The sequence below is a fragment of the uncultured Legionella sp. genome, assembly GCF_937871865.1.
Classification (GTDB): Bacteria; Pseudomonadota; Gammaproteobacteria; order Legionellales; family Legionellaceae; genus Legionella.
The window spans coordinates 1-5,273 of sequence record NZ_CALMPD010000281.1; the positions used below are offsets into that span (position 1 = coordinate 1).

Below are 5,273 nucleotides of genomic sequence, written 5' to 3' on the forward strand. Positions count from 1 at the left end.
CTCATGCTTTTTTATTTCTTTTAGCTGTGATGCCGATTTCTCATGAGTTGCATCATATTCAAATAAAAATTTGTCATATGGACTCACATACGCTTTATCTATATCAGTAGCACTCATAATCAATCCCAAAAACTATATTTATAATTTACTATTTTATCGTTTTTTTAACTAAGTTACCATTAGGCTTGTTTAAAAGAAAAAAGGCTAAGCAATGAATTTGAAAAAAGCGGAATTACATGTTCATTTAGAAGGCACCATTTCCCCTGATTTAGCTTTAAAACTTGCAAAACGTAATAAATTAACCCTACCTTCCGGTTTGATTGCTTCTGATGGAACAAGCTACCTGTCAAAAGACTTCCTCGATTTTCTAAAAGTTTATGATACTCTGGCGGCAGTAATCAAAGTGCCTCAGGATTATTATGACATTACTTTTGATTATCTTCGCACTAATGCTCAGGAACATGCAATCTATGTAGAAATGATGTATTCACCTGATCATGCAGAACAATCAAGTGGAATACCTTCAAGAGAACATTTAGCAGCAATACAACAAGCAATTGATGATGCCAAAGATCAATTTGATATAGTAGGAAGAATTATCAGCACTGGGGTCCGCCACTTTGGGGTAGAAGCATGTGAACGAGTAGCGCACCAGGCTGGCATTGATCAATTTCCCTGCGTCACTGGATTTGGTTTAGGTGGTGATGAAGCAAAATTTCCTCCCAAATTATTCACCAAAGCATATCAAATTGCCGCAGATGCGGGATTAGAATGTACGGTCCATGCCGGAGAGTTTGATTCAGCCAGAGGCATGGTAGAAGCAATGGAATACCTGCCTATTAAACGAATAGGTCATGGCGTCAATGTAATCCACTCCCCTGATACCATGGCTATGGTTAAAGAAAGAGGCATTGCACTGGAGGTTTGTCCTACCAGTAATATTTTTTTAGGCTTGTTTAAGGACATGAACAGTCATCCCTTCCCCAAGCTCTATGAGGCCTGCATTAAAGTCAGCATCAGCTCTGATGATCCTCCGTTTATGAGCACGAATCTCGCTCAGGAGTACCAACGTGTTCAGGAAGCGTACCAATACAGTGATGACACCATGAACAAGATAACCAGAATGGCTATAGAATCTGCCTTTGTTGATGAAAACACCAGAACCGAACTACTGAACAAGATATAAATCATGACTCTTTTGCAAAAAAGAGTCTGGTTCTTTGACGGAACCGGCAACGAAGTATAAAGGTTAGTGAGCACGCGGTATTTTCTAAACATCGATAGCTAACATCATATTTGCAATACCTGATCCTACATTGTAGGATGTATATTATCCTGTAAAACCAATAGGATAATACGGTAGGAAAAGTAAATTATAAACTACTATTCGTTTTGCAAGAAACCATCTCTTTAAAATATGTCAAGAAGTTAAGGTGATTAATGGACTATAATATAAGCACTGAGCGTACCATTGGGATAAATAAAAGTAATCGCAGTAAAGCATCCACTTATTTTCGTCATTTTATTGCAAGTTTACTTATTTATTGTCAGTTTTTTCAATTAGCCATAGCCGCTGTACCACCGGTATCTCAACCGTCAGCTCAACCCTCCTTAACCACAGGAAGTCCCTTATTTAACAAACCGACGCATGCTACAAGAACATTGAATAATCTATCATTAACAAATAGCCAATTAGGATTAGCAAGCCCTGTGAACTTGGGCGTAACCTACAGTGATTTGACTGGAGCTTTTTTTAATGCCCAGTACGTGCTGCCTTTGGGAGAACGATTTGCATTTGGTGCCGTAGGAGAATATGGTTCAGGCCAATATCGCCTCAATGGAACCTTAGGCTATGGATTTACTCCTTTAGCTCATATTAAAGCAACCATAGACCGTTTAGAGCAACGCCTGCCATTTCAATTTGATACGGGCAATATAAAATCCAGAATAGCCCAGGATGCCTATGGCCTTCGTTTTGAACAACTCTTCGATTTACCACACATACAAGGAATAAATGCCGGCGGTTATTGGGCAAAGGCCGATAGCAAATATTTAGACCCTATTATTTTTACCTCTAATGGCTTTAACTGTAATGGTTTTGCTGCAGGCCTGCAGTGTATTAATTATCGTTATATTGCAGGGGCAAACAGTACTGGTATTGATGCCGAAATTGATTACCTTCTTACTCCATCGACCTTAGTCAGTGGTGCTCTTTATTACGACCAAGTGCGCTATAACACGATTTTTATCCCTGCTTCCACTAAGAACCGTGATGGTATAGGTGCAGGAATCAAAGTGAACCAATTATTAGGTGATCGCTTTAAACTTTTTGGCGAGGCGACTGCTCGTGAAATTTATGATAATTATCAAACAGGATTCAGCTGGTTACCTAATACATCTAAATTGGGTGTGGAACTGTCTCTTATTGGCCAACATTTAGTATCACACAATGCTACCCCAGATAACAACAGCATCAGCATTCAATTAAGTCTCTTAGCTGATGGGAATAAACACTATGATAAACAACATCACTGGGGCAATCAACGTGTTGGAAACTTGGCTCAATGGGTTCAAACTCCTGCGGTAAAAATGAAGCAGGTTTTAGCAATCGCAGAACAACTAACCCAATTATTAGGACCAGTGATCACCTCGATCACCCCTGATTTCGGGCCTATTGAAGGTGGAAATACGATTATTATCACGGGTAATAACTTCGCCCAGGGACTTTTAGTCTATATTGGTAGCCAATTGGCAACGCAAATTAATGTGCTGTCTTCGACCAGGATTCAGGTAATTGTTCCTGCCTTACTGAGTGGAACATCTGGCCCTGTTGTTGACGTCGTTGTTCAAAACCCCGATGGACAAAAAATCATTAGTACCGATGGTTATACCTACCTTCAGTCAGGAAAGCCCATGCCCCCCGCAATTAGCTCCGTGGTGGACAATGGAGGCAACCCAATTGGCAATGGCGGTACCACGAACGATACTACACCGACAATTGAGGGCACTGCTCAGCCCGGAACGACCGTAACCCTTTACGATAATGGTAACGTAATCGGTAGTGCCATAGCCGTAGCAACCAATGGAAACTGGACGTTTTTTACCCCTATCCTGGGCAACGGACCTCACAGTATAACGGCAACAGCCACAGATGGAGCAGGTAACGTATCTGATTTTTCAACACCAGCCTTTAACTTTACAATAGAAACAGAACTTCCTCCCTCACCTATGCTCACCCTGGAGCATGAAACATCCCCCGGAATAACCAATGATGGAACGGTAAATGTCACCGGGCTTGTTCCAGGGGCTACCTGGCAATATAGCATGGATGAAGGTACAACTTGGACAGCGGGAATTGGTACCAGCTTCGTCTTACCAGATGGCACTTATAACGCGGGGCAAGTCCTGGCAGCACAAACAGATGCAGCAGGAAATACTAGCCCGACAGGTGCATTAGCTCCAGTAATTGTAAATACGCTCCCTCCTCCCCCGCCTACGCTCACCCTGGAGCATGAAACATCACCAGGAATTACTAATGACGGTACGGTAAATGTCACGGGGCTTGTTCCTGGAGCTATCTGGCAATATAGCATGGATAAAGGTGCAACGTGGCAAGCGGGAATTGGCACCAGCTTCGTCTTACCAGAAGGCACTTATAACGCAGGGCAAGTCCTGGCAGTACAAACAGATGCAGCAGGAAATACTAGCCCGACAGGTGCATTAGCTCCAGTAATTGTAGATACAACGGCTCCCGAAGCGCCAGTTATTGATCCAGTTAATCAAACGGATCCGATTACCGGCACGGCAGAACCAGGGACTACATTGACTATGACCTTCCCTAATGGTTCGACAGCACAAACAACTGTCGATTCCTCAGGGCTTTGGGCTATACCTAACCCAGGACTGCTCCTTGGCGATACTGTAAGTGCTGCAGTAACTGATATCGCTGGAAATACTTCACCTCAAACGACCGTTATCGTAACATAATGTCGAATCTGTAGGTTGTATTTTAGTGGCTGAATTTATAACAGAATAGAGACAAGCCTATGAAATCAAAAAATCAGGTGCGTCATATAATGGCGCCCTGGCATCAGAATGATGTCAAGCTAGTCAAGCGTTTTCCGATAACGTTTGAATCCGATAAATAAAACCACAACAGTAAACAAACAGATGGGGATTATTTGATGCCAAACCTCCAAGAAACCATTCCCTTTTAACAAAATACCACGGACAATAATTAAATAATGAGTGAGAGGCAAAGCGCCTCCTACCCATTGCGCCCACTCCGGCATGCCACGAAAAGGAAACATAAATCCTGATAACAGAATCGAAGGAAGGAAAAAAAACATAGCACTTTGTACCGCCTGCAACTGATTCGAGGCCAAGGTAGAAAAAGTAAGTCCTACTGATAAATTAGCTGCAATAAAAGGAATACTAAGAACCAATAACAACAAGATACTGCCCTGGCTGGGTACTGAAAATAAAAGTTTTGCCATAACTAAAATCAGTACGACCTGAATAAAGCCCACGATGACAAAAGGTATTAATTTTCCTGCCATTACTTCCATTGGTTTTAACGGAGTTGCAAGGAGAGTCTCCATAGTACCGTGCTCGTTTTCTCTGGTAATGACCAATGCAGTAACGATAACCATGGTCATGGTTAATACCACGCCCAAAAGTCCTGGCACAATATTGTATGCCGTAATTGCAAGGGGATTGTATATTGCATGTACTTGCGGCTGATAAGGCGGTAATTTGGGTTTTAAAGATTCAAGAGGCCCCTTTAAATCTTCATTGAGTGCCAGACTGGCCAAATCCGTAAATACGGATACAGCACGGCTGGTGGCCGCAGGATCGGTAGCATCCGTTTCAAGCAATAAGGGAGGATGCAACCCTTTCACGATATCTCTTGTGAAATCAGGAGGAAAACTCACGATAAACTGTACTTGGCCAGTTTTTAGCAACCAATTTGCCTCCTTTGTATCTACAGGGTCGCTAATAAATTTAAAATATGTTGAATTTTCCATACTGGTTAAAATGCGTCGGCTAAATTCGGTATTCTCTGGGTTAACCACTGCTGTTGGCAAATTTCGTGGATTAGTATTAATCGCGTAGCCAAATAATATTAACTGCATTAAAGGAATACCAATAATCATAGATATAGTCGTTCTATCACGCATCATCTGAATGAACTCTTTAACCATGACGGCCAATAAACGATTAATTGATTGCCTAGTCACCCATGGGCTCCGATGTGTTATTCACTAAACTGA

At 41.9% G+C, this 5,273-nt stretch carries 4 protein-coding genes; 2 read left to right on the forward strand and 2 right to left on the reverse strand.

What is annotated here, in order from left to right; all coding sequences use genetic code 11:
- The coding region (locus Q0495_RS16870; RefSeq protein WP_367274445.1) for a CBU_0585 family protein at window positions 1-117 on the reverse strand (117 nt) is incomplete at its 3' end.
- A 94-nt stretch (window positions 118-211) separates the two neighbouring features.
- On the opposite strand from Q0495_RS16870, the gene Q0495_RS15155 reads away from it, so the two are divergent.
- Together Q0495_RS15155 and Q0495_RS15160 are read left to right on the forward strand one after the other, a co-directional pair.
- On the forward strand, window positions 212-1,186 hold the full coding sequence (locus tag Q0495_RS15155; RefSeq protein WP_298627778.1) for an adenosine deaminase: 975 nt from the start codon (window positions 212-214) through the stop codon (window positions 1,184-1,186).
- 254 nt (window positions 1,187-1,440) lie between these two features.
- A complete protein-coding gene (locus tag Q0495_RS15160) occupies window positions 1,441-3,987 on the forward strand; it encodes an Ig-like domain-containing protein (RefSeq protein ID WP_298627779.1) in 2,547 nt (848 codons plus the stop codon).
- 119 nt (window positions 3,988-4,106) lie between these two features.
- Here the strand turns inward: Q0495_RS15160 and Q0495_RS15165 are convergent, their stop codons facing one another.
- Window positions 4,107-5,240 (reverse strand): ABC transporter permease, encoded by a 1,134-nt coding sequence (locus Q0495_RS15165; RefSeq protein ID WP_298627781.1) that lies wholly within the window; start codon window positions 5,238-5,240, stop codon window positions 4,107-4,109.
- Window positions 5,241-5,273: the final 33 nt, after the last annotated feature.

What these genes read in the sequence shown, in the direction of transcription:
- Q0495_RS15155 (WP_298627778.1), top strand. Translation starts at nt 212, where the DNA reads ATGAATTTGAAAAAAGCGGAATTACATGTTCATTTAGAAGGCACCATT.
- Q0495_RS15160 (WP_298627779.1), top strand. Translation starts at nt 1,441, where the DNA reads ATGGACTATAATATAAGCACTGAGCGTACCATTGGGATAAATAAAAGT.